This window comes from Streptomyces sp. NPDC093085 (assembly GCF_040683935.1).
Classification (GTDB): Bacteria; Actinomycetota; Actinomycetes; order Streptomycetales; family Streptomycetaceae; genus Streptomyces.
In genome coordinates, this window is record NZ_JBFBFB010000001.1 from 1,058,525 (window position 1) to 1,081,611 (window position 23,087).

24 protein-coding genes are annotated in these 23,087 nt (G+C 73.7%); 21 read left to right on the forward strand and 3 right to left on the reverse strand.

Translation table 11 applies throughout. The annotated features are described in order from the left end of the window. Window positions 1–16: 16 nt before the first annotated feature. The 19 genes from AB0O07_RS04305 (at window position 17) to map (ending at window position 16,081) form a co-directional block, all read left to right on the forward strand. Window positions 17–244: an MbtH family protein gene (locus AB0O07_RS04305; RefSeq protein ID WP_365626537.1), complete on the forward strand. Its 228-nt coding sequence runs from the start codon at window positions 17–19 to the stop codon at window positions 242–244. A 123-nt stretch (window positions 245–367) separates the two neighbouring features. Next, the gene (locus tag AB0O07_RS04310) at window positions 368–625 is read left to right on the forward strand and encodes an acyl carrier protein (RefSeq protein ID WP_365626539.1); all 258 of its coding nucleotides are present in this window, start codon (window positions 368–370) and stop codon (window positions 623–625) included. A gap of 43 nt (window positions 626–668) precedes the next feature. Continuing rightward, complete coding sequence (locus AB0O07_RS04315) at window positions 669–1,298, forward strand: DUF3995 domain-containing protein (RefSeq protein ID WP_365626542.1); 630 nt, start codon at window positions 669–671, stop codon at window positions 1,296–1,298. Beyond that, window positions 1,295–2,266, forward strand: coding sequence for a 2,3-diaminopropionate biosynthesis protein SbnA (sbnA, locus tag AB0O07_RS04320; protein WP_365626545.1), 972 nt, complete (start codon window positions 1,295–1,297; stop codon window positions 2,264–2,266). The genes AB0O07_RS04315 and sbnA overlap by 4 nt, the downstream gene beginning before the upstream one ends. A 9-nt stretch (window positions 2,267–2,275) precedes the next feature. After that, window positions 2,276–3,283 carry a 2,3-diaminopropionate biosynthesis protein SbnB gene (sbnB, locus tag AB0O07_RS04325; protein ID WP_365626548.1) on the forward strand — a complete coding sequence of 336 codons (1,008 nt, stop codon included), beginning with the start codon at window positions 2,276–2,278 and terminating at the stop codon, window positions 3,281–3,283. 109 nt (window positions 3,284–3,392) lie between these two features. After that, entirely contained in the window at window positions 3,393–4,133 is a 741-nt protein-coding gene (fabG, locus tag AB0O07_RS04330) for a 3-oxoacyl-[acyl-carrier-protein] reductase (RefSeq protein WP_365626551.1), read from the forward strand. Next, entirely contained in the window at window positions 4,130–4,657 is a 528-nt protein-coding gene (locus AB0O07_RS04335; RefSeq protein ID WP_365626554.1) for a hypothetical protein, read from the forward strand. The genes fabG and AB0O07_RS04335 overlap by 4 nt, the downstream gene beginning before the upstream one ends. Continuing rightward, entirely contained in the window at window positions 4,644–5,168 is a 525-nt protein-coding gene (locus AB0O07_RS04340; protein WP_365626557.1) for a beta-hydroxyacyl-ACP dehydratase, read from the forward strand. Before AB0O07_RS04335 ends, AB0O07_RS04340 begins: the two co-directional genes overlap by 14 nt. A 128-nt stretch (window positions 5,169–5,296) precedes the next feature. Further along, the gene (locus tag AB0O07_RS04345; protein ID WP_365626560.1) at window positions 5,297–6,505 is read left to right on the forward strand and encodes a beta-ketoacyl-[acyl-carrier-protein] synthase family protein; all 1,209 of its coding nucleotides are present in this window, start codon (window positions 5,297–5,299) and stop codon (window positions 6,503–6,505) included. Then, the gene (locus AB0O07_RS04350; RefSeq protein WP_365626562.1) at window positions 6,502–7,734 is read left to right on the forward strand and encodes a beta-ketoacyl synthase N-terminal-like domain-containing protein; all 1,233 of its coding nucleotides are present in this window, start codon (window positions 6,502–6,504) and stop codon (window positions 7,732–7,734) included. The genes AB0O07_RS04345 and AB0O07_RS04350 overlap by 4 nt, the downstream gene beginning before the upstream one ends. Further along, window positions 7,709–8,905 carry a beta-ketoacyl synthase N-terminal-like domain-containing protein gene (locus tag AB0O07_RS04355; protein WP_365626565.1) on the forward strand — a complete coding sequence of 399 codons (1,197 nt, stop codon included), beginning with the start codon at window positions 7,709–7,711 and terminating at the stop codon, window positions 8,903–8,905. Before AB0O07_RS04350 ends, AB0O07_RS04355 begins: the two co-directional genes overlap by 26 nt. Further along, a complete protein-coding gene (locus tag AB0O07_RS04360; RefSeq protein WP_365626568.1) occupies window positions 8,902–9,990 on the forward strand; it encodes a beta-ketoacyl synthase N-terminal-like domain-containing protein in 1,089 nt (362 codons plus the stop codon). Before AB0O07_RS04355 ends, AB0O07_RS04360 begins: the two co-directional genes overlap by 4 nt. A 1-nt stretch (window position 9,991) precedes the next feature. Then, window positions 9,992–10,936 carry an alpha/beta hydrolase gene (locus AB0O07_RS04365; protein WP_365626571.1) on the forward strand — a complete coding sequence of 315 codons (945 nt, stop codon included), beginning with the start codon at window positions 9,992–9,994 and terminating at the stop codon, window positions 10,934–10,936. Between the two features lie 18 nt (window positions 10,937–10,954). Next, window positions 10,955–11,947, forward strand: a complete 993-nt coding sequence (locus AB0O07_RS04370) for a thioesterase family protein (RefSeq protein WP_365626574.1) — start codon at window positions 10,955–10,957, stop codon at window positions 11,945–11,947. Beyond that, on the forward strand, window positions 11,944–12,726 hold the full coding sequence (locus AB0O07_RS04375) for a DsbA family protein (protein ID WP_365626576.1): 783 nt from the start codon (window positions 11,944–11,946) through the stop codon (window positions 12,724–12,726). The genes AB0O07_RS04370 and AB0O07_RS04375 overlap by 4 nt, the downstream gene beginning before the upstream one ends. A gap of 12 nt (window positions 12,727–12,738) precedes the next feature. Next, on the forward strand, window positions 12,739–13,263 hold the full coding sequence (locus tag AB0O07_RS04380; protein WP_365626578.1) for a cobalamin-dependent protein: 525 nt from the start codon (window positions 12,739–12,741) through the stop codon (window positions 13,261–13,263). Continuing rightward, entirely contained in the window at window positions 13,260–14,690 is a 1,431-nt protein-coding gene (locus AB0O07_RS04385; RefSeq protein ID WP_365626581.1) for a methylaspartate mutase, read from the forward strand. Before AB0O07_RS04380 ends, AB0O07_RS04385 begins: the two co-directional genes overlap by 4 nt. Further along, window positions 14,644–15,225, forward strand: a complete 582-nt coding sequence (locus tag AB0O07_RS04390; protein WP_365626584.1) for a hypothetical protein — start codon at window positions 14,644–14,646, stop codon at window positions 15,223–15,225. Before AB0O07_RS04385 ends, AB0O07_RS04390 begins: the two co-directional genes overlap by 47 nt. A gap of 88 nt (window positions 15,226–15,313) precedes the next feature. Continuing rightward, window positions 15,314–16,081 carry a type I methionyl aminopeptidase gene (map, locus tag AB0O07_RS04395; RefSeq protein WP_365626587.1) on the forward strand — a complete coding sequence of 256 codons (768 nt, stop codon included), beginning with the start codon at window positions 15,314–15,316 and terminating at the stop codon, window positions 16,079–16,081. 16 nt (window positions 16,082–16,097) lie between these two features. Here map and AB0O07_RS04400 read toward each other — a convergent pair whose 3' ends face one another. Then, window positions 16,098–16,616, reverse strand: a complete 519-nt coding sequence (locus AB0O07_RS04400; protein ID WP_365626590.1) for an N-acetyltransferase — start codon at window positions 16,614–16,616, stop codon at window positions 16,098–16,100. 151 nt (window positions 16,617–16,767) lie between these two features. Here AB0O07_RS04400 and AB0O07_RS04405 point away from each other — a divergent pair, with 151 nt between their 5' ends. Further along, window positions 16,768–17,673 (forward strand): phosphotransferase, encoded by a 906-nt coding sequence (locus AB0O07_RS04405; RefSeq protein ID WP_365627994.1) that lies wholly within the window; start codon window positions 16,768–16,770, stop codon window positions 17,671–17,673. Between the two features lie 80 nt (window positions 17,674–17,753). Here the strand turns inward: AB0O07_RS04405 and AB0O07_RS04410 are convergent, their stop codons facing one another. Continuing rightward, entirely contained in the window at window positions 17,754–18,584 is an 831-nt protein-coding gene (locus AB0O07_RS04410) for a glycoside hydrolase family protein (protein WP_365626593.1), read from the reverse strand. 43 nt (window positions 18,585–18,627) lie between these two features. Beyond that, window positions 18,628–19,416, reverse strand: coding sequence for a thaumatin family protein (locus AB0O07_RS04415; RefSeq protein ID WP_365626596.1), 789 nt, complete (start codon window positions 19,414–19,416; stop codon window positions 18,628–18,630). Between the two features lie 233 nt (window positions 19,417–19,649). Here AB0O07_RS04415 and AB0O07_RS04420 point away from each other — a divergent pair, with 233 nt between their 5' ends. Further along, window positions 19,650–23,069, forward strand: a complete 3,420-nt coding sequence (locus AB0O07_RS04420; RefSeq protein ID WP_365626599.1) for an amidohydrolase family protein — start codon at window positions 19,650–19,652, stop codon at window positions 23,067–23,069. Window positions 23,070–23,087 lie beyond the last annotated feature (18 nt).

The window sequence follows — 23,087 nt, forward strand, 5'->3', positions numbered from 1 at the left end:
GGAAGAGAGACGAGAGATGAGCAACCCCTTCGAGGACCCGGACGCCCGCTACCTGGTGCTGGTCAACGACGAGGGCCAGCACTCCCTCTGGCCGGTCTTCGCCGACGTCCCGGCCGGCTGGACCACCGCCCATGGCCCGGACGCCCGGCAGGCGTGCCTCGACCACATCAACGAGCACTGGACCGACATGCGGCCCAGGAGCCTCGCCGAGGCGATGGACGCGGCCGCCACGTCCGCGCCGTAACGCCTCGCGCCGTGACACCGGCGCCCCCAGAACCCGCCCGGGAGACCCCCGGGCGTGCACCACAGACACACCGACACACCGACACACCGGATCACCGGAACACCGAGAAACGGGAGAGAAGACATGTCCGAGGCACGTGAACAGCACCTGGACGAGCTGCGCGAGATCGTCGCGGAGGTCCTCGAAGTCGAGCCCGAGGAGATCACCGAGACGGGTTCGTTCGTGGAGGAGCACGAGGCCGACTCGCTGCGCGCGATCGAGATCCTGGCCCGCATCGAGAAGAAGTACAAGATCGACATCCCGCAGGCCGAGCTGCCCAACATGGGCCACCTGAAGGCCGTCTACGACGTCGTGGCCGCGCAGGCCGGCTGGCAGGACTGACCCGGCGCCGGACGGCGACGGCAGTACGAGGGAAGGGACGGACATGAGTGCGGCAACAGGGCCGACGGAGCCGGTCGGGCCGGCGGAGCCGACGGAGCCGACCGGGCCGACGGGACCGGCGGAGCCGGCGGGCCGGGGCGGCGGCCGGCGGCCCGCGGGCCCGCCGGGCGGGCCGGGCGGGTCGATGGCCTGGGCCGGCTACGCGGGCGCGGTACTGGCCTTCGTCTTCGGTCTGGTCAGCTTCTACTGGGCGGCCGGCGGCACGCTCGGCCTCGACACCCTGGGCGGCACGATCCAGGAGATGGCGGGGGCCCGGGAACCCGGATTCCTCGCCGTCGTCTGGCTCACCGGCGCCCTGAAGGTCGCGGGCGCCGTGTTCTCCCTTGCCCTCGTCCGGCCGTGGGGCCGGATCGTCCCGCGCCCGCTGACGCTCCTCGCGGGCTGGGGCGGCTCGGCCCTCCTCACCCTCTACGGCGCCCTCCAGGTCGGGTCGCTGGCGCTGGTGGCCACCGGCGCCGTCACCCCGGACGACCCCGTCGAGTGGAAGCCGCTGCTGTGGCGGCTGTTCTGCTGGGACCTGTCGTTCCTGGTCTGGGGCGTCCTGCTCTTCCTGGCCACCCGCCACTACGTCAAGAACACGCCGAGGAGCCCAGAGAGAGCCGCTGAGAAGTGATCTACGACAACGCGCAGGATCTCGTCCTCGACCGGCTCTTCCTGCGGTTCGACGGACTCGTCCCCGGTCTCCGGCTGCTGCTGAAGATCGAGGGGTTCAACCCGGCCGGGTCGATCAAGCTGAAGACCGCGATCGGCCTGGTCGAGGACGCGGAGCGGTGGAACCTGCTGAAGCCCGGCGGCCGGGTCATCGAATCCTCCTCCGGCAACCTCGGCGTGGCGCTCAGCTCGGTCTGCGCCGCGCGGGGGTACCACTTCACCTGTGTCACCGACCCCAACACCTCACCGCAGAACGCCGCGCTGATCCGGGCGTTCGGCGCCGAGCTGGTGGTGGTCGACACCAAGGACGCCAACGGCGGCTATCTCCAGTCCCGGATCGACTACATAGGCGACCGGCTCCAGGAGGACCCCGCCCTCTTCTGGCCCAACCAGTACGCCAACGAGGCCAACCCCCGTATCCACTACGACCGGACCGCCGCCGCCATCCTCGCCGAGGTGCCCGATGTGGAGTACCTCTTCGTCGGCGCCGGCACCACCGGCACCCTGATGGGGTGCGCGGCCTACTTCCGTGAGCACGCGCCCCGTACCCGGGTGGTCGCGGTGGACACCGAGGGCTCCGTCACCTTCGGCTTCCCGGCCGGCAAGCGCCATCTGCCCGGACTCGGCACCAGCCGCAGGCCCGAGCTGTGCGACCCGGAGCAGGTCGACGAGGTCGTCATCGTCCCCGAGGCGGAGGCGGTACGGATGTGCCGCGCCGTCGCCAGGGAACGGGGTATCGCCCTGGGCGCCTCCACCGGCTCCGTACTCGCCGCCGTGGCGCGGAAGGCGCCCGAACTCCCCCCGGGGGCGACCGTCGTGGCCCTCGCCCCCGACAACGGGGACCGCTACCTCACCACCGTCTACGACGACGCCTGGGTCGCGGAGCGCTTCGGCCTCGCCGCCCGGACACCGACGGTCCGCTGCTCCTGAAAGGTTGACATGTTCGATTTTCACGTCGTCGGCGGCGAGACCGCCCGCCGGGTCATCGCCGGATCGCGGGACCGGATCGTGGCGGAGGTCCGCGAGACCTACCTCACCCACCACCAGGGCGACTCGGTCAACCCCAACAGCTACTTCCTGCGCTTCCCCGAGAAGCCCGACAGCCGGATCATCGCCCTCCCCGCCTATCTGGGCGGGCGCCACCGGACCGCCGGGATCAAGTGGATAGCCAGCTTCCCGGCGAACATCGAGCGCTCCGTGCCGCGCGCCTCGGCCGTCCTGCTCCTCAACGATTACGAGACCGGCTACCCCTTCGCCTGCCTCGAAGCCTCCCAGATCAGCGCCGCCCGCACGGCCGCCTCGGCGGTCCTCGCCGCCGAGACCCTGACCGGCGGACACACCGTACGGCGGATGGTCGTGATCGGCGCGGGCATCATCGCCCGTAACATCCTGGAGTTCTTCCACGCCCGGGGGTGGGAGATCGGCGAGGTGCTGGTCCACGACCACACCGAGGCGTACGCCGCCTCGCTCGCCGAGTACACCACCGCCTCCCTCGGCTACCGGGCGAGCGGCGCACCCGACCGGGACGCCGCCCTCGACGGGGCCGACCTGGTGGTCCTCGCCACCACCGCGGGCGAGCCCTACCTCACCGGGGCCGGCACCTTCGCCCCCGGCCAGACCGTCCTCAACATCTCGCTGCGGGACATCGGCCCCGAGGTCGTCGCCGAGGCGTACAACATCCTCGACGACATCGACCACTGCCTCACCGCCAACACCTCCCCGCACCTCGCGGAGCAGAAGTACGGCCACCGGGACTTCATCACCGGGACGCTCGCCGAGGTGCTGCGCGGCGAGGTACGGGTCCCCGCCGACCGGCCCGTCATCTTCTCGCCCTTCGGACTCGGCGTCCTCGACCTCGCCGTCGGCGCCCTCGTCCACGAGGCCGCCCTCGACCAGGGCGAAGCCGTCCCCGTCGACGGCTTCTTCGGCGAGACCACCCGCTGGTAGCCGCACCCGTACCCGGGTACGCGCCCCCACCCTGTAGCCGCACCGCACCCGTATCCGCACCCGTATCCGCACCGCATCCGCACCCGGACCCGAAGCACGAGGTAACCCCATGTCCACAGAACGCCGCGCCCTGGTCACCGGGGGCTCGCGCGGAATCGGCAGAAGCGTCGCCGTCCGCCTCGCCCAGGACGGAATGGACATCGCATTCTGCTACCGCAGCGAGCGGGAGCGGGCGGAGGAGACCGCCGCGCTCGTCCGCGAGCACGGCGTACGGTGCTACCACGCGCCCTGCGACGTGGCGGACTTCGAAGCCGTCCAGGGCTTCATCAAGGACGCCGAAGCCGAACTCGGCCCCCTCGACACCCTTGTCAACTCGGCCGGGATCGTCCGGGACAACCCGCTCGTCCTCATGCCGGTGGAGGACTGGGGCGCCGTCATCGACGCCAGCCTCACCGGCACCTTCAATTTCTGCCGCTCCATGGCCTTCGGCTTCATGAAGCGCAGGAAGGGCGTCATCGTCAACATCTCCTCGGTGGCGGGCGTCCACGGCAACCGGGCGCAGACCAACTACGCCGCCGCCAAGTCCGGCATCCACGGGCTGAGCCGGTCGCTGGCGAAGGAACTCGCCCCGTACAACATGCGGGTGAACGTGGTCGCGCCCGGGTTCATCGAGACCGACATGACCTCCCGCCTCTCCGACAAGCTCCGCGAACAGGCCCTGGAGCAGGTTCCGTTGGGCCGCTTCGGCCGTCCCGAGGATGTCGCGGAGCTGGTCGCCTTCCTCGTCTCCGACCGGGCCGGCTACATCACCGGGCAGGTCCTCCAGGTCGACGGCGGCATCGTCCTGTGAACCCGGTGAACCGCCGCTTCGCCGCCCCGCTGACGGCCGTCGACACGGACACCACGGTCACCGGTGAAGCCGGGGGCATCGGCAGCGGCGGCACGCGCGTCGAGGCGGTCAAGCGGATCGTCGCCGACGACCCGTATCTGGTGGGCCACTACCCGGAACTCACCATCTACCCCGGGGTGTTCACCATCGAATCCGTCCACCAGACGGTACGGAACTGGGCCGCCCGGCAGCACGGCGAGAGCACCGCCGTCGAGCTGGCCGCGATCGCCTCCGTCAGCTTCGCGGCGCCGCTGTACCCCGGCGACACCATGACCATCGGCTGCGACCTCACCCCCATGGACACCCCGTCCACCCCGTCCACCGCGTCCACCGCGTCCATCCCGTCCACACCGTCCACCCTCCGCGTCAAGGCCCGCTGCCACCGCGCGGACGGCGCCCTCGCCGCCCGTATGACGCTCGTGGTGCGCCTCCGCACACCGCACCCCGGCGGAGCCGAAGGAGAGGCCGGCCATGTCCCCGCTTGAACACACCGGGCCCGAACACACCGGGCTCGAAACCACCGGGCTCGAACACACCGACATCCGCCGGATCCTTCCGCACCGCCACCCCGTCCTCCTCGTCGACCGGGTCCTGGAGCTGGAACCCGGCGTCCGTATCGTCGCCACCAAGGCCGTCACCGGCAGCGAGCCCTGCTACGCCGGACTCGCCGAGGACCTGCCCGCCACCGCCTACGCCTACCCCGTCTCCCTGCTCGTCGAGTCGTTCGGGCAGAGCGGCGCCGTCCTCTGGCTCCGCTCGGCGGCGCCGGCCGGCCGGCCCGTCGAGGGCACCCTCATCTTCGGCTCAGCCCGCGATGTGACGATCACCGGCAGCGCCTACCCCGGCGATGTCCTCCGCCATGTCGTGGAGATCGACCGGATCATCGGGGACAACGCCTTCATGCGGGGCGAGGTCTGGGTGGGCGACACCCGTATCGCCACCCTGGGCTCGGTCCTCGCCGTCGTACGCGACGGAACGGCCCTCACCCCCTCCTGACCTCATCCGATCCCTCGCACGCACGCACGCACCCACCCACCCACGCACCCACGCACCCACGCACCCGTCTCTTCCCGCCCCGTCCCCCGAAGGAGAAGAACCATGCCTCCACGACAGGACCGCCGCCCATGAACCGACGCGTCGTCATCACCGGTCTCGGACCCGTCTCCTCCATCGGCACCGGAGTCCGCGCCTTCGGCGAGGCCCTGCGCGCGGGCCGCAGCGGGATCTCCCCGATCGCGAGCTTCGACTCCACCGGCTTCCCGCACCACATGGCCGGCGAGGTCACCGACTTCGACCCGAAGTCGATGCTGAGCACCCTCTCGCCCGACGAGTGGGGCCGCACCAGCCTCTTCGCCGCCGCCGCCGCCCGGCTCGCCGTCGAGGACTCCGGCATCGACCAGGAGCACCTGTCCGCCTCCGCTGCGGGCTCCAGCATCGGCACCACCAGCGGCGAGTCCCAGGTCATCGAGGAACTGACCGCCGAGTGGGTGCACTCCGGCCTCTCCGGCATCACCCCCGCGTACGCCGCCCAGGCGCCCGCCTCCCGGCTGGCCAACGCCGTCAACCAGGAGCTCGGTCTCACCGGAGAGGCCGTCACCCTCTCCACCGCCTGCTCCGCCAGCAACTACGCGCTGGGGTACGCGTACGACCAGATCCTCACCGGCGACGCCGACTACATGATCGCGGGCGGCGCCGACTCGGTCTGCCGCTGGGCCCACGCCGGGTTCTACCGGCTCGGCGCGCTCACCGAGAAGGTCTGCTCGCCGTTCGACAAGGACCGCTCGGGCATCCTCACCGGCGAGGGCGGTGCCGCGCTCTTCCTGGAGACCCTGGAGTCCGCCACCGGGCGCGGCGCGCACATCTACGCCGAAGTGCTCGGTTACGGCCTCAACTGCGACGCCAACCACATGGTCGCCCCCGACCCCGTCTCCATCGCGGAGTGCATGCGCCGGGCCCACCACAACGCGGGCATCACCCCCGCCGACGTCGACTACATCTGCGCCCACGGCACCGGCACCCCCGCCAACGACACCATGGAGGCCAAGGCCGTCGTGGAGGTCTTCGGCGAACGCCCGCCGCCCATCAGCTCCATCAAGTCCATGCTGGGCCACACCATGGGCGCGGCCAGCGGCTTCGGCGCGATCGCCTCGGCGCTCGCCCTGGACGAGGGATTCCTCCCCCCGACCACCAACTACCGGACCCCGGACCCGGGGATGCCCGGAATCGACCCCGTGCCGAACGAGAGCCGTCCCGCGCGCCCCAAGGTCGTGCAGAACAACGGATTCGCCTTCGGCGGCAACAACGCCATCACGATCCTCGGACAGGTCGCATGAACGCCACCGCCACCACCCCCGCCGCTGCCGCCGGCACCGCCCCCGCCGCCGGCACCGTCGTCGTCCCCGCCGCCGGTACCGCCCCCGCCACCGCGCCCCGGGACGGCACCCTCGCCATCACCGGCTGGGGCGTCGTCACCTCCCTGGCCATCGGCGCCGACGAGTTCACCACCGCCGTCGCCGAGGGCCGCGACGGCCTGCGCGATGTCACCGGGATGTTCGAGGAGGAGCTGCCCGAGGACCGGGCGTTCGCCATGCCCGGCTTCCGGGTCCGCGACCACCTCGGCCGCAAGGGCACCAGCTTCTTCGACCGCAGCACCGCGCTCGCCCTGCTGGGGTGCACCCTCGCGCTCGACGACACCGACCTGACCGTCACCGACGCCAACCGCGACCGGGTCGGCATCGTCCTGGGCACCACCGCCGGCAGTGTGAAGGCCACCAGCGACTACAGCCGCGAAACACTCGTCAACGACCGGCCCTACCTGGTCAACCCGGTGCTCTTCCCCAACACCGTGATGAACTGCGCGGCCGGCCAGTCGGCGATCTGGCACAAGCTCAAGGGCGTCAACGCCACCGTCGCGGGCGGCCAGCTCGCCGGGGTGAGCGCACTGCGCTACGCCCGCAACCAGATCCGGCGCGGCTACGCGGACGCCCTCCTCGTCGGCTCCGTCGAGGAGTTCAGCCCGCACACCGCCTGGTTCGCCCACCGCCAGCACAGCGCCTGGCAGGAGCGCGCCCGGATCGGCGAGGGATCCGCCGTCGTCATGGTCGAGGACGCGGCGGCCGTCCGCGCCGCCGGCCGGCTCCCCGACGCGGAGGTGCTCGCCGTCGAGGCCGGTACCTACGGCCCGCCCGGACGCACCCCCGACGCCGGGGCGGGGCTCGCCGCCTGCGTGCTCCGCGCCCTGGAGCGGGCCGGCGCCGAGCCCTCGGAGGTACGGGCGGTCGCCACCGGAGCCTGCGGGATCGGCCCCCTGGACGACATCGAACTCCGGGGCGTGGAGAGCGCGTTGGGCACCGAGGTCTGGCAGATACGCGCCAAGGAGTGGGTCGGCGAGTGCCAGAGCGCCGCGGGCTCGCTCCAGATCGCCGCACTGCTGGCCGGCCACCGGAGCCACCCCGAACTCGACGGGGAGCTCTCCGTCGTCACCTCCGTCTCGGCGGACGGCTCGGTCGGCGCCGCGGTACTGAGGGGGTGGCACCGTGCACGTCGCGATCACCGGAGCTGAGGCCGTCACCTGCCTCGGCGACGCCGACGCCACCTTCGCCGCCCTGTGCGCCGGTACGGACGGATCCGAGCCGCTGCGGTTCCACGACACCGCCCGGATCGGTGTCACCCGTGGCTACCACGTCCAGGACACCACCGAGGCGACCGAGGCCACCGGCACCGTCGGCTCCGATGGCACCGAGGGCACCGAGGGCACCGTGGAGGGCGGCGAGGCGTCGCTGCGCGCCGGGCGGTGGCTGGCCCGCTGCGTGGCGGGCGCCGTACGCCGGGCCGGGATCGACCCGGCACGGCAGCGGGTCACCGTCATCGTCGGCACCGGCCTGCGCGAACTGCGGGCCGTGGAGCGCTGGGCGCTCGACGGCGTCCCCGTACGCCGCCGCGACCTCCACTTCGACGCGGCGGTCCGCGCGGTGCTCCCCGGGGCCACCGAGGTCATCACGGTCTCCAACGCCTGCTCCGCCTCCGGGCACGCCCTCGCCCTCGCCCAGGACCTGCTGACGGCGGGCGAGGCCGACGCGGTCGTGGCCGCCGGGTGCGACGCGATGACCGCGTCCATGCTCACCATGATCGGCCGGGTCGCCGACGCGCCGACCGCCGCCCTCCAGCCCTTCCAGGAGGGCCGCGCGGGCGTCCTGCTCGGCGAGGGCGCGGTCGCCATGGTGCTCCAGCCGGCCACGGCCGAGGGGATCGCCCCGCTCGCCACCGTGCTCGCCACCGGCCTCTCCTGCGACGCCCACCACGAGACGGCCCCCGATGTCGCCGGCATCGTCGCCGCCATGCGCGACGCCCACCGCCGCGCCGGGGTGGACCCGCGCGACATCGGGCTGGTGCTCGCCCACGGCACCGGCACCGCGCTCAACGACCCCACCGAGGCCGCCGCCCTGCGCGAGGTCTTCCCGGACACCGCGCCAGGACCGCTGGTCACCGGCGTCAAGGGCGCCATCGGACACACCTCGGGGAGCGCCGCGCTGATGAGCCTGCTCGTCGCCGCCCAGGCGCTGCGCACCGGCACCGTACCGGCGACCGTCGGGCTCTCCGAGCCGATCCCGGAGGCGGCGGAGCTGCGCCTGGTGACCGGGGAGCCCGCCGCCTGCGACGCCCGCCTCGCCCAGGTCAACGCCTTCGGATTCGGCGGAGTCAACGCCGTGAGCGTCATCAGGGTGGACCGATGAACAACACACCGGACAAGAACAACACGCCGGACAAGAACAACACGCCGGGCAGCACGCCGGGCAGCACACCGCCCAGTGGTACACCGCTGGGCGGCACCTCGCGCCCCGCCGGGGCGACCGTCACCGCGTACGCCCTCCACATCCCCGGCGCCGAGACGCCCACGGCGGGCCCGGCGAGCGACCTGTTCACCTCGCTCGACCCGGCGCCGGCCGCGGGCCCGGACGAGGCGCACACCGTGCTCGGCCGCAAGGGCCTGCTCTACAAGGAGGACGCGACCCGGCTCGCGCTCTGCGCCGTGCACCGGGCCTTCGGCCTGCCCCCGGGCAAGCCGAAGGAGCCCCTTCCGGGCGCGGCGGGCACCGCCGTCGTCGTCAGCTCGAACCTCGGCAACGTACGGACCGTCCGCGACATCGTCGCCGAGATGCGGGCCGGCAGCGGACACGACGTCAGCCCCCTGCACGGCCCCAACGCGTCCAGCAACGTGATCGCCAGCACCATCGCCATCCGGTACGGCTTCACCGGGCCCAACCTGATGGTCTGTTCCGGCGCCACCGGCGGCCTCGACGCGCTCCGGCTCGGCGCCCTGCTGCTCCACGCGGGCCGCGCGGAACGGGTCGTCGTGGTCGGCGTCGAACCCGACGACGCGGTCGCCCGGGAGCTGGCCGCCCTCGGCCCGGTCACGGCGCCGGCCCGAGCCGGCGCGGCCTGTGTGGTGCTGGAGCCGGCGGGCGAGGGCCCGCGCCTCGGCCCCGTACGCCACCACGCGCGCCCGGAGACGGCCGCCACGACCGCCGGGTTCACGGCAGCCGCACCCGCCGGACTCCGGCTGACGGCTCCGGGCGGACCGGACGGCGGCGACGGCGCGGACGTCGCGGACGGCATGGACGGTGTCGATGTCACCGAGCACCTGGGGGAGACCTACGGAGCGCGCGGCGTCGTCCAAGTCGCCCTCGCCGCCGCCTGGTTCGCCTCGCCCGCCGCACAGCCCCGCGGAGCGCTGATCACCTGCGGAGACGCGGAGGACGGCTACGCCTCGGTACGTCTCGACCCGGCGGGCCCCGCGCCCGTCACGGAGGCCCGCTGAGATGAGGGAGCCGAAGGAGACCCCCGAGGGCAGACCGAAGGGGGCGGGGCGGGGGCCGGCGTTCTGGACGCCCGTCGCCGAGAGCACGGGACCGCGCGAGCGGCTCGCGGTCTCCCGGGCGCCCGGCGGCACGGGCCCCGTGGTGGCCCTGGTCCATGGCCTCGAAGGCGGCTGGGAGGGGTGGCGTCCGCTGGCCGAGGCGCTGCCCGGGTACCGGGTGTACGCGCTCGACCTGCCCTGGCGCGCGGGGAACCCGTACCGCTGGCGCGCGTACGGCTCCCCGGCCGCCTGGCTGCGGCGCGCCCTGGACCTCGTCCCCGAGCCCGTCGATGTCCTGCTCGGCCACTCCTTCGGCGCCAACGCCGTACTCGAACTCCTCGCGGAACAGGCGGAACAGGCGGAACAGGCAGGGCAGGCGGAGCGGGCGGACGGGGCGGAACGCGAGGACGGGGCCTCCGTCTCCCCGGCCCCCTCCGCCGCCGTACTCCTCGCACCGTTCTACCGCCCGGACACCCTCCCCGTGGGGTGGCCGCTGCACGACGCGGCGCGCGCCGGGTTCCGCCGGATCGTCACCGAGGGGATCCGGGCGGGGCTGGGGGAGCGGGCCGGAACCCTGGACCCCGGGATCCTCTCCGCGATGGCGGACACCGCGCTGGAGCGGATCGGACCCGTCGGGTTCCTCAGCCTCTTCCTCCAGTTCGTCTCCACCACCGAACTCGCCCTGGCCCAGGTCACCGTGGACACCCTCGTCCTGGCCGGCCGCCACGACGAGTCGCTGGCGGGCGACCGGGCCACCGCCCTGGCCGCCGCGATGCCCGCGGCGACCGTCCGGCAGCACCCGCACTACGGCCACTTCTGCCATGTCGAGCAGACCGCCGACGTCGCGGCAGAGACAGCCGCTTTCCTCGCCGCTCTCCGTACCGCCACCCCGTCCGCCACCCCATAACCCGTAAAGGAATCCGCCATGACAGAAACATCGACTGTGACACCGACCGAACTGCTCGACGGCAGCCTCACCACCCCCGTGGGCAGCCCCCGCTACGAGGGCGCCAACATCCGTACCTGGATCGGCTTCAAGCACTTCATGTACCTCACCGAGGAGGCGATCCTCGAATACTTCCGCGAGCGCGGCGCGGGGGCCGAGCGGCTCTACCACACCTACGGGCTCGGCCTGGAGATCGTGGACCACTCGGTGAGCCTGCCGGCCACGCTCGGCGTGGACGACAAGGTGACCGCGACCGTCGAGCCCGGCACGCCCAAGCCCGGCCACGGCGCCCCGTTCAAGGTGCGGCTCACCGTCGAGCGGGACGGCGCGACCGTCACCGTCCTCACCGGCAAGGTGCGGGTCGCCCTGGTCGTCCTCAAGGACGCGCCGGGCGATGTCCGGCCCGTACCGGCCTTCCTGGAGCCGTACACCGTCCCCGAGGTGGCCGCGCTCGCGGACGCCGCCGGGGCGGACGCCGACGGGCCGGCGGGTGCGGAGGTCGCGGCGGGCGAGGTGCCCGGCCTGCTCGCCCCGGCCGGCTCCAACGCCTTCCTCTGGTCCTGGCGGATCCCGTACTTCTACTGCCACTTCTCCGACCGGCTCCAGCACTCGGGGTACGTCCGCGCGATGGAGGAGGTCGTGGACCGGTTCCTGGCGGACCGGGGGATCTCCATCCGCACGATGCTGGTCGAGCGGGGATGGATCCCGGTCGTGTCGCGGGCGCGGGTGCGGCTGCTGGCCGACGCGTTCATGGAGGAGACGCTGCACACCGTCTTCACGGTCCAGGAGATCGTCAAGGACGTGATGTACACGGCGACGTTCGACACATACGTCCACCGGGACGGCCGGCTCGTGCACACCGCCACCGGCACGATCATGCACGGGTACGCGGTCAGCCGGGGCGAGAACGCGGGCTCGCTCGCCGAGTTCGACGCCACCACCCGCGCCGCGCTGCTCGGAGCCGGCCGATGAGCACCGCCGGTACGCAGACCACGCCGAAGCGGAAGCCGAAGCGCCCGCCCCGGCTCTACTTCAACCTCCGCAGCCCGTTCAGCTGGATGGGCCTGCGCCAACTGGAGGAGCGCTTCCCGCAGGCGCCCGAGGTCATCGAGTACGTCCCGTACTGGGACCCGGACGAGCAGACCGTGGCCGCGCTGGACGAGCGGGGCTCCGGCTTCCACTACACCCAGATGTCCAAGGCCAAGCACCTCTACATCCTCCAGGACACCAAGCGCCTCTCCGCGCGTTTCGGTTACCCCATGGCCTGGCCCGTCGACATCGACCCCTGGTGGGAGCGCCCGCACCTGGCCTGGCTCCGGGCCCGCCACCTCGGCCGCGAGCGCGCCTTCTACGCGGCGGTCACCGAGGCCCGCTGGGAGCGCGGCGAGAACATCTGCGACGCCGACGTGCTGCGCCGGGTCGCCGAGTCGGCCGGGTTCGACGGCGAGGAGATGCTGGCCGCCGCGTACGACCCGGAGCTGCGTGCGGAAGGCGTGGACGCGCTCGCCGCCGCGTACGACGACGACGTCTTCGGCATCCCGTACTTCAAGGTCGGCCGCCACCGCTTCTGGGGGCTCGACCGGGTCGACGCCTTCCTGGACGAGCTGATCCCGGCCCTGGCGAAGGCGGCGGGTCCCACCGGATCCGCCGAGCCCGCCGGTACCGCCCCCGCCACGCCGCCGGAGGTGCCCGCCGACCTGGTCGACCAGGTCGGCGCGTACGACTCCGACTCGGCGGGCGGCTGCGGCTGAACGGAAGGTTCCGTGGACCTGGACCCGACAGCCGTCGACACGGCTCGTGATACGGCGCGTGGCGCGGCTCGCGATACGGCTGGTGACACCGCCCTCCCCGGCCGCCGCAGAAGGGTGCTGCTCAGCAGTGTCTCCTCCGACGCGCACACCTGGAACCTGGTCTTCCTCCAGCTTCTGCTGGAGGAGATGGGCCATGACGTCACCAATCTCGGGGCGTGTGTGCCGGACGAGATGCTGGTCGAGGAGTGCGCGGCGCTCCGGCCCGACCTGGTGGTGATCAGCACGGTCAACGGCCATGGATACGCGGACGGGAAGCGGCTGATCGGCAAGGTACGGGCCGGGGCGGCCGGCCGGGACACCCCGGTGGTGATCGGCGGCAAGCTGGGCATCACCGGGGGCACCCAGGCGGCGGCCTCCCACGATCTCCTGATGGCCGGGTTCGACGCGGTCTTCCAGGACGACGCGGACCCGGCCGCGCTGGGCCGTTTCATGGACACCCTGGAACGGCCCCGCCAGACCCTGGAACCGGCGTCATGACCGGCACCGGCACCAGAACCGCCCCCGGCACCGGCACGGACACCGCCCCCGGCACCGGCACATCCCCCGGCTCCTTCGTGGGCCTGTCGGAGGTGCGCCGCGCCCGGGGGCTGCTGGTCCAGCCCCGTATGGGCTTCAGCGACCCCGGGCAGATGCGGCGGGGCCTCGCGGCGACCAGGGCGGCGCGCGCGGCCACCGTGGGCACCCTCACCCTCGACAGCTATACGCGGGTGAAGGATTACGCGTCCGTCGAGCGCGCCCTCGCCGAGGGCATCCCGCTCAACGGCTACCCGCTCGTCACCCACGGCGTGGCGACCACCCGGGAGGTCCTCGACTCGCTCCGGGGCCCCGCCTTCCCGGTCCAGGTCCGGCACGGCTCGCCGCTGCCCGACGACATCTTCGCCACGCTCGTCGCGGCCGGACTGGACGCCACCGAGGGCGGCCCCGTCTCGTACTGCCTGCCCTACAGCCGGGTCCCGCTCGCCGTCGCCACCGAGGCGTGGGCCCGCTGCTGCGAGCAGTTCGCGCGGCTGCGGGACGAGCACGGGACCGAACCGCACCTGGAGAGCTTCGGCGGCTGCATGATGGGCCAGCTCTGCCCGCCCAGCCTGCTGATCGCCATCACCCTCCTCGAAGGGCTCTTCTTCCACCAGCACGGGATACGGAGCGTCTCCCTCAGCTTCGCCCAGGGCACCGACCGGCGGCAGGACGAGGAGGCCATCGGCGTTCTGCGGGCGCTGGCCACGGAATTCCTGCCGCGCGGCACGGACTGGCACATCGTGCTGTACACGTACATGGGCAAGTACCCGAGGACCCGGGCGGGCGGGCTCCACCTGCTGGGGGAGGCGGCGGAACTCGCGGTACGGGGCGGGGCGGCGCGGCTGATCGTCAAGACCCCGGCCGAGTCCCAGCGGATCCCGACCGTCGAGGAGAACGTCGAGGCGCTGGAGTTCGCGGGCGCGGCGGCGGCAGCGGCGGAAGAGGCCGCGGAGGCGGAGAAGGCGGCCCCTGAGGACGGGACCCCGGCCCCGCTCCCGGACACCGGGATCGCCGCCGAGGCCCGGCTCCTCGTGGAGGCGGTCCTCGATCTCGACGCCGACATCGGCAAGGCGCTGGTCACCGCGTTCGCCAAGGGGTACCTGGACGTCCCGTACTGCCTGCACGCCGACAACCGGGGCCGGGCCCGCGGCTATATCGACGCGGCGGGGCGGCTGGCCTGGGCCTCCGTCGGCGCGATGCCGCTGCGCGGGGTGACCGGCGGGGGCGGGCGCGAACACCGCGTCGGCAGTACCGAACTCCTGACGGCGCTCTCGTACGTGGAACGCACACATGACCGTCTGGCGCTGCGAGGCGGCGCCTCCGACCACCCGGGAGCACACCATGAAGTGGACGCTGGAACAACTGCTTCCGACCTTCGACAAGCGTGAACACCACAGCCGCCTGATCCACGCCCCCCGGCAGCGCGTCTGGGACACCCTCATGGACCTGCGCGCGGGCGACCTCCCCGTCACGCTCGGTCTGATGCGGGTACGGGGCGGCCCCTCCGCCTGGGTGAACGGCATCGACGTGGGGGAGCACGAGGGGATGGACCTGCGGGTCCTGGAGTCCATGGCCCCGCGCGAACTGGCCGCCGACCCGCCGCGCGAGGTGGTCCTCGGCGACATCGCGCGGTACGTCGCCACCCGTCCCACCCGCCCGGACATCGAGCGGGGCGACGTGGAGGCGTTCGCGGCCTTCACCGAGCCGGGGTGGACCAAGGTCGTGATGAACTTCCGCCTCGTACCGGAGGGCGACGGCACCCTGCTCTCCACCGAGACCCGGGTCCTGGCCACGGACGACCGGGCCCGCCGCGCTTTCGCCCTCTACTGGGGCGTCATGCGGGCGGGCAGCGGACTGATCCGGCACGACATCCTCCGCGCGATCGAGAAGAAGACCCGCACGCCCGGGACCCCGCGCCCGTGATACTAATACCGGTATAAGAATTGGGGTGCGGCGGGCGCGCGCATGCGCACGCGGATGCGCGCGCGTGCGGAGAGGGAGCACAGAACTCATGGTGGAGATCAAGACCGATGAGGCGCTGGACGCGATGCGGGAGGCCGGCCGCGTCGTGGCCCGGGCCCTGGCGGCGGCCCGGGAGACGGCGGCCGTGGGGGTGTCCCTGAGAGAGCTGGACGAGGCGGCCCGTGCGGTGCTGGACGAGGCCGGGGCCTCCTCGCCCTTCCTCGGCTACCAGCCCTCGTTCGCCGGCACCCCGTTCCCCGCGGTGCTCTGCACCTCGGTCAACGACGCGATCGTCCACGGCGTCCCCACCGACTACCGCCTGCGCGACGGCGACCTGGTCAGCGTCGACTGCGGGGCGGAACTGGACGGCTGGACCGGCGACGCGGCCATCAGCTTCACGGTGGGCACCCCGCGCCCCGCCGATCTGGAGCTGATCGAGGCGACGCGGCGCGCGCTGGACGCGGGGATCGCGGCGGCGGTGCCCGGCAACCGTATGGGCGACATCTCCCACGCGATCGGCTCCGTCGCCCGCTCCGTAGGGTGCGGGATGCCCGCCGACTTCGGCGGCCACGGCATCGGCCGCCGTATGCACGAGGACCCGCATGTCCCCAACCGGGGCCGCCCGGGGCGCGGTTTCCCCCTTCGCCACGGCCTCACCCTGGCGATCGAGCCGATGCTCATGGCGGGCGGCCGCGACGCCTACTACACGGGCCCCGACGGCTGGACCCTGCTCACCACGGACGGCAGCCGAGCCGCCCACATCGAACACACCGTCGCCATCACGGACGACGGCCCCCGCGTCCTCACCCTCCCCTGACGGCCACTCCGCCCGGTCAGATGCCGAACGCGGCCGGATACCGGATGGTGCCGGCCGGCACCGGGCGGGTCCCGGCGCCAGGGCCCAGGTCCAGGGCCATCAGCGCCTCGTCGGGGACCTCGAAGGGGGCGCGGATGCCGAAGCGGGAGGCGGGCGTGAAGCCGAAGCGCGGGTAGTAGCCGGCGTGCCCGAGGACGACGACCAGCCCCTCGCCCCGCTCCCGCGCGGCGGCCAGCCCGGCCCGGATGGCTGCGGACCCCGCGCCCGTACGCTGGTACGCGGGGAGCACCGCGCACGGGGCGAGCGCCAGGGCGGGCGCGTCGCCGACATGGCAGCGGGTGAGCAGGGCATGGCCGACCGGGGTGCCGTCGGGCCCCGTCGCGACGATGGACAGCCCGTCGAGCCACGCCTCCGGGTCGGCCCGCAGGGCCTCGACCAGGTCGGCCTCCTCGGCGGTGGGGAAGGCGCCGAGGACGACGGCGCGGATGGCACCGAGGTCCCCGGCGGTCTCCGGGCGGGTGATCCAGGGGGACATGACGGTTCCGTTTCTCGGGGAGGCGATGTACGGGACCATGGGCCGCCGGCCGGTGTCAAACCTTTTGCACGGGCCGCCGGCCGCGTGATGGGGTGACCCGGTGGGCCACGACGACGACACCACGCCCCTCCCGCCGAGGACCCTCGGCTGGGTGAGCGCCCGCCTGGCCCCCGGTGAACGGGTCACCGGCGCCGAGACACTGCACGGCGGCATCACCGCCGACATGCGGAAGCTGACCATCCGCACCCGGGACGGCGGCACCCGCGCCCTGGTGCTGCGGAGCTATGTCGGCGTACCGGACGCCGAGGAGTCGCTGGCCAGGATGGCCGACGCGCTGACCCGGCTCGCGGGGACCGCCGTACCGGCGCCCGGGCTGGTCGCGGCCGACCCGAAGGCGGCGCACTGCGCGTACCCGTCCCTCCTCATGACCCACCTGCCGGGCAGGACCTTCCTCACCGACGAGGGCCTCCCGGCGCGTGTCCCGCTCCTGGCCCGCCAACTCGTCGCGATCCACGCGCTGCGCCCCGACCGGCGCCTTTCGGAGTACGTGGCGTACACGACCCCCGACACGGTCGTCACCCCGCGCGACGCCGACCCGGCGGTGTGGGGCGCGGCGGTCGACCTGCTCCGCCGCACCCCGGAACCGCCCTACGAGGGCCGCTTCATGCACCGGGACTTCCACCCCGGCAACGTCCTCTTCGAGGAGGCCCCGGCGGCTCCGGAGGGCGTCCGTATCACCGGGGTCGTCGACTGGGCCCAGTGCTGCCGGGGCCCGGCCGACCGCGATGTGGCGCACTGCTCCACCAACCTCGCGCTGCTGCACGGCCGGGACTGGGGCCTCCGGTTCGCCGAGGCGTACGAGGCGGCCGGCGGGGTCCTGGCGGCCACCGCGAGCGAGCGCCGGTACTGGCGGGTGCGCGACGCGCTCTCCTTCTCGGAGGACCTGAGCGAGGCGGCCCGCCCCTGGCGGGAGGCGGGCAGGACCGAGCTGACGACCCGCGCCGTGGAGGACCGCCTGAACGCCTACCTCACCGCCCTGATGGACGGTGAGGGCTGACCCCGGGCCGAGCCCGCCCGGCGGGCCATGGCGGCCTGTGGCGGCCCGGTTGCGTCACGTCGCCACCGGGCCGCCGCGGTTCACCCGCCCACCGCGCGGTACGCCACCCCCGACGCGTTCGGGGTCGCGCCGTTGTACAGACCCGTCGGGCTGACCTGGGTGTTCAGCGTGAACCAGGAGTAACGCTCCACATACGACTGGCTCTCCAGCATCGCCGTCGACGACCGGATGAAGTCGACCTGCTGCTGCTCGCTCGGGTAGCGCGGGGTCCCGGAGGAGAAGTCGATGAGGGCGTACTCGGTCAGCCAGATCGGCTTGTGGTAGCGGTTGTACACCGCCTGGAGGTACCCCCGGAGCTGCTCCGCGGCGGCCGGGCCGAAGTCACCCCCGTACCAGTGCAGCGGGATGAAGTCGACGCGGTAACCCCGCGCGGCGGCGCCGGACATGAAGCGGTCCAGCCAGCCGCCGGGGGTGTCCCCGCCGTACGCGACCGCGGGCGCCCCCAGACGGAGGCCCGTCGCCTGGAGCCGGGGCCAGAGGTCCAGCGCCTGTTCGACGGACATGTTGGCCTGCCCCGCCATGTCGGGCTCGTTGAAGCCCAGGAGCTGGGAGCCCTGCTGCCTGGCCTGGGAGAGTTCCGCGTCGGTGACCGAACCGGCGCCCCAGATCATCGGGACGAACTCGGTGCCCGCGGGCCTGGTGACCCCGCCCGTGCCCGAGGCCCAGCCGTAGTACCAGGACGCGCCGACATCGGCGAGCGCCTGCGACGCGCCGCTCACCGAGTTCACGCTCACGCCCTTCTTCGGCGTCGTGGCCGCCTCGGCATCGGCCGCCGGGCCGACGAGGAACGCCAGGACCAGGGCGAACAGGGGGATCAGGGCGAGTGCGGCGCGGCGTGGGGGTGTCTTCATCGTGCTTGCTCCAGGGGGGAGGGGGCGGGGGGGCGAGGTCGCCTCAGTGGAAGGTGACCGTGAAGCCGGTGCACGCGCGGCACTGGCGCACCACCGAGTTGCCCGGGATGGTGTCCTGCTTGGACCACGCGTACGCGTACGGGCAGTGGGAGTTGATCGCCGCGCTGTACGCGGTCTGCGCGTCACGGTTGGGGTTGACGCACACCAGCGGCGCGCCCGTGGCCGGATCGCTGGTCAGGTTCTCCGGCGGGCAGTACCGCAGCAGGTCGTCCGGGCACCCCATCTCCGCGCACTCCCCGCGGTCCGGCGGGGGCGCCACGCCGAGCGGGGTGATGGTCACCGGGCGGGAGACCGCGTTGACATAGCTGACGTTGTACCAGGGGGCCAGGGTGTCCGCCGGGTCGAAGTTGAACTCGGCCAGGCTGGTGGGCTGTTCACCCGTCGAACAACGGTCCTGGTACGGTCCGCAGTCGCCGACCGCGCAGTGGAAGGTGGAGCCCGGCGTCCCGGTGCACCCCTGGCGCGCGAAGAACTTGCCCCGCCAGTGGCCGGCCCCGGAGTTCTCCGGGATGGTGATGGTGGCCGACTGGCCGGAGTCGAGCGTCGGCAGCCCGGTGAGCGCGGCCGAGCCGTCGGCGTTGACGCCCGCGCCGATCCACAGCTTCTGGCCGGAGCTGTTCACGAACGTGACGGTGTGCTCGGCGGCGGCCACCGCCTGCGCACCGGGCCCGGTGGCCGCCGCCAGGACGCAGGTGAAGGCCAGCAGGACGGCTGCCAGCGCGGAGCGGACGTTCCTCGGGAGGTTTCCGCGGAGGTGTGGAGGGAGTCTCACTGCGGTGCCTTTCGGGGGAGAGCGGAGCGGCGGAGGGGGGAGGCCGGAAGAGGACCTGCCGGGATGGGTGTGGGCATGTCAATCGCGTGAACAGAATGGTCTGTACCAACTCCGTGCGCCAGGCGCTTTTGAGCCGCCCCGGCCCCCCGCCTTCCCCGCACTGCCCAAAACCCGCCATATGGCCCGAACGGCATCGTTGCTCCTGGGGTGCGCATGCGCCAGCGTGCTCCGTCATGGACCGCGAAGAAGCGAGTACCACCGCCGCCCGCCCCAGCTCCACGCCCCGTTCCACCCCCGGCCCCGGCTCTAGCGCCGGCCCCAGCCCCAGCCCCGGCCCCCGGCCCCGCCCGCTCTCCCGGCGCCAGGTGCTCGCCGCCGCCGGTGCCACCGCCGCCACCGGAGCCGCCGGGGTCGCCGGCGTCGCGGGTGCCGCCGGGGCCGCCCTCGCCCCCACCCCCGCGCAGGCCGCGCCCCGTACCGCCCTCTCGCTCTCCTTCACCTCGGCCACCAACGGCGCCGCCACCCTCGCCCCCGCCGGGGACCGGCTGATCGCCGAGGTCCAGAACGTCCTGTGGTCGGTCGAGCCCGCCACCGGCCGGGCCGCGCCGCTCACCCCCGCCGGGCTCGAACCCAACCGGCCCGTCCACTCCCCGGACGGGAAACTCCTCGCCTTCTGCGCCTACCAGGGCGGCGGCTACCACCTCTGGACCATGCGGCCCGACGGCTCCGAACTACGGCAGCGCACCGAAGGCCCCTGGGACGACCGGGGCCCCGCCTGGTCGCCCGACTCCACCCGGCTCGCCTTCGCCTCGGAGCGCGCGGGCGACCCGGTCGCGGGCGCCCCGTACCGTATCCACGTCCTCGACCTGCGGACCGGCACCGTCCGCCCCGTCACCGGGCTCGCCGGACAGGACGGGCCCCACCAGGACGGACCCTGGGAGGACTTCGACCCGGCCTGGTCGCCGGACGGGAAACGCGTTCTCTTCGTACGGGCGCGCGGCGTCACCACCGCCACCGGGCCCGCCCTGGAGGCCCGTACCGTCGCCGCCGTCCCCGCCGGGGGAGACGGACCCGTCACCGTCGAGCACACCGACACCGGGACGGGGCCCACCGCCGTCCAGATCCTGGCCCCCGCACCCGCCCCCGACGGCCGCCGCCTCGCCTATCTGCGGACCACCGCCGCGCCCGCCGCCACCTGCACCCTCGTCGTGGACGGCGCACCCGTGCCGCTCGCCGGGGACCTCGCCGCCGTACCCCCGCGCTGGACGCCCCGGGGCGAACTGCTGCTCACCGTGGACGGCCGCTTCACCCTCGTACGCCCCGGAGCGCCGGACGAGCCGCGCACCCTGCCCTTCGCCGGGACGCTCCCCGTGGACCGGCCCCGGTACCGCGTCAAGGCGTACGACCTGGGCGAGGGCCGGGTCCGTCCGGTACGCGGCATCCATCTGCCCGCGCTCTCCCCCGACGGCCGGCAGCTCGCCTTCGCCGCCCTCAACGCGCTCTGGCTGGCGGACACTTCAGGGGGCGCCAGACCCCGGCGGCTCCGCGCCGCCGCCCCCACCCACTACCTGCTGGGACCGGTCTGGGCCCGCGACGGCCGCTCCCTCCTCTACGCCGACGACCGCGACGGACTCCTCGGCGTCTACCGCCGGGATCTCGCCACCGGCGAGGAGAGCGCGCTCGCCACCGGCGGCCGGGTCCACCCCGCGCTCTCGCCCGACGCCACCCGGCTCGCCTGCCTCGACCTGACCGGCCGGCTCCTCGTCCGCGACCTCGCCACCGGCACCGAACGGGTCCTCGCCGAACCCCTCGGCGGCGGCGGACTCCCCGGCCGCCCGAGCTGGTCACCCGACGGCCGGTACCTCGCCCTCTGCGACCGCAACCGGCTCAACCTCCGCTTCCGCGAGGGATACAACCTCATCCGCGTCGTGGACACCACGACCGGCGCCGACCGGCTCCACCCCGCCGCGCCCCACACCTCCCTCGCCGACCGGTACGACTCCGGGCCCGTCTGGTCGCCCGACGGCCGGTGGCTGGCGGTCATCGTCGAATCCGCGCTCCACCTGCTGCCCGTCGCCCCCGACGGCACCCCGCGCGGCCCGCTCCGCCGCCTCACCGACGAACCCGCCGACCACCCCTCCTGGTCCGGCGACTCCACCACCCTCCTCTACCTCTCCGGCACGCGGCTCCGCCTCATCCGCGCCGACACCGCCGACTCCACCGGCGCCCGCACCGTCCGCGTCCCGCTCGACCGACCCGCCCCCACCCCCGCCGACACCGTGGTGCACGCCGGCCGGCTCTGGGACGGCACCGGGGACGCCGTACGGGACGACGCCGACATCGTCGTACGGGCCGGCCGGATCACGGCGGTCGAACCGCACCGCGCCGCCCGCCCCGGCACCCGCCCCGCCGCCCGCCGCCGGATCGACGCCTCCCACCGCACCGTCGTCCCCGGACTCTGGGACACCCACACCCACCCCTGGCAGTCCACCTACGGGGGCCGCCAGACCGCCGGCCAGCTCAGCTACGGGATCACCACCGCCGTCTCCCTCGGCGGGTTCTCCTACGAACAGGCCAGAATCCGCGAGGCGGTCGCCGCCGGACACCTCGCCGGACCCCGGCTGCTCACCACCGGCGAACTCCTCGACGGCGCGCGCGTCGCGTACAGCATGGGACGGGCCCACCGCACCCGCGCCGGGCTCCGCCGCTCCCTGGCGCGCGGGGAAGCGCTCGACTGGGACTTCGTCAAGACCTATGTCCGAGCGCCCGGTTGGGTGATGGCGGAGGCCGCGCGCTTCGCCCACGAACGGCTCGGCGTACGCGCCGGCAGCCATCTCCTCTCGCCCGGCATCCAGCTCGGCCAGGACCTCACCACCCACCTCCAGGCCACCCAGCGCGGCGAGTCCGGCCATGCCGTCACCGCGTCCGGGCGCGCCTACGAGGACGTCGTGGAGATCTACACCGCGCACGGGGCGCGCTTCGGCCTCATCGCCACCCCGTTCACCGCCACCCCGCTGACCGGCGCCGACCCGGGCCTCGCCGACGACCCCCGGGTCACCACCGTGATGCCCCCGTGGGACGCCGCAGCCGTACGGCAGGGGGCGGCCACCCCGCCGACCCCGGAGCAGCTCGCCACGCTCCGTACCGAGACCGACATCTACCGGCGGGTGCTGGCGGCGGGCGGTCTGGTCGCCCTCGGCACCGACGCGCCCCTCGTCCCGGTCGGCCTCTCGCTCCACCTGGGGCTCCGCGCGCTCCACCGGGGCGGCCTCTCCCCGGCGGCGGCGCTCCGCACCGCGACCGTGCTCCCGGCCCGGCTCTTCGGCGCCGAGCGGGACCTCGGCACCGTACAGCCAGGCAGGCTCGCCGATCTGACGGTGGTGGACGGCGACCCGTTCACGGACTTCGACACGCTGGTACGGACGGAATCGGTGCTCAGGGGAGGGGTGCCGTACACGACGGAGGAGCTGGTGGCCGCGTACGCCCGGCCGGGTACGCGTACGGGAGCGGACAGCGGCGCGTCCGCCGCCACGCACACCGGCACGCACACGGGCGCGCGCTCCGGCACGCACGCCGACGCGTCCGCCGGCGTCGACTGGCTCGCCGTGGGGCGTCTGATGCGCCGCGACGGCTGCTGCGACCCCGGGGCCTGACCGCCGGGCACGCCGACG

What these genes read in the sequence shown, in the direction of transcription:
- AB0O07_RS04345 (WP_365626560.1), top strand. Translation starts at nt 5,297, where the DNA reads ATGAACCGACGCGTCGTCATCACCGGTCTCGGACCCGTCTCCTCCATC.
- AB0O07_RS04390 (WP_365626584.1), top strand. Translation starts at nt 14,644, where the DNA reads ATGAAGTGGACGCTGGAACAACTGCTTCCGACCTTCGACAAGCGTGAA.
- fabG (WP_365626551.1), top strand. Translation starts at nt 3,393, where the DNA reads ATGTCCACAGAACGCCGCGCCCTGGTCACCGGGGGCTCGCGCGGAATC.
- AB0O07_RS04370 (WP_365626574.1), top strand. Translation starts at nt 10,955, where the DNA reads ATGACAGAAACATCGACTGTGACACCGACCGAACTGCTCGACGGCAGC.
- AB0O07_RS04350 (WP_365626562.1), top strand. Translation starts at nt 6,502, where the DNA reads ATGAACGCCACCGCCACCACCCCCGCCGCTGCCGCCGGCACCGCCCCC.
- AB0O07_RS04420 (WP_365626599.1), top strand. Translation starts at nt 19,650, where the DNA reads ATGGACCGCGAAGAAGCGAGTACCACCGCCGCCCGCCCCAGCTCCACG.
- AB0O07_RS04400 (WP_365626590.1), bottom strand. Translation starts at nt 16,616, where the DNA reads ATGTCCCCCTGGATCACCCGCCCGGAGACCGCCGGGGACCTCGGTGCC.
- AB0O07_RS04305 (WP_365626537.1), top strand. Translation starts at nt 17, where the DNA reads ATGAGCAACCCCTTCGAGGACCCGGACGCCCGCTACCTGGTGCTGGTC.
- AB0O07_RS04340 (WP_365626557.1), top strand. Translation starts at nt 4,644, where the DNA reads ATGTCCCCGCTTGAACACACCGGGCCCGAACACACCGGGCTCGAAACC.
- AB0O07_RS04315 (WP_365626542.1), top strand. Translation starts at nt 669, where the DNA reads ATGAGTGCGGCAACAGGGCCGACGGAGCCGGTCGGGCCGGCGGAGCCG.
- AB0O07_RS04310 (WP_365626539.1), top strand. Translation starts at nt 368, where the DNA reads ATGTCCGAGGCACGTGAACAGCACCTGGACGAGCTGCGCGAGATCGTC.
- map (WP_365626587.1), top strand. Translation starts at nt 15,314, where the DNA reads ATGGTGGAGATCAAGACCGATGAGGCGCTGGACGCGATGCGGGAGGCC.
- AB0O07_RS04410 (WP_365626593.1), bottom strand. Translation starts at nt 18,584, where the DNA reads ATGAAGACACCCCCACGCCGCGCCGCACTCGCCCTGATCCCCCTGTTC.
- AB0O07_RS04385 (WP_365626581.1), top strand. Translation starts at nt 13,260, where the DNA reads ATGACCGGCACCGGCACCAGAACCGCCCCCGGCACCGGCACGGACACC.
- AB0O07_RS04360 (WP_365626568.1), top strand. Translation starts at nt 8,902, where the DNA reads ATGAACAACACACCGGACAAGAACAACACGCCGGACAAGAACAACACG.
- AB0O07_RS04365 (WP_365626571.1), top strand. Translation starts at nt 9,992, where the DNA reads ATGAGGGAGCCGAAGGAGACCCCCGAGGGCAGACCGAAGGGGGCGGGG.
- sbnB (WP_365626548.1), top strand. Translation starts at nt 2,276, where the DNA reads ATGTTCGATTTTCACGTCGTCGGCGGCGAGACCGCCCGCCGGGTCATC.
- AB0O07_RS04375 (WP_365626576.1), top strand. Translation starts at nt 11,944, where the DNA reads ATGAGCACCGCCGGTACGCAGACCACGCCGAAGCGGAAGCCGAAGCGC.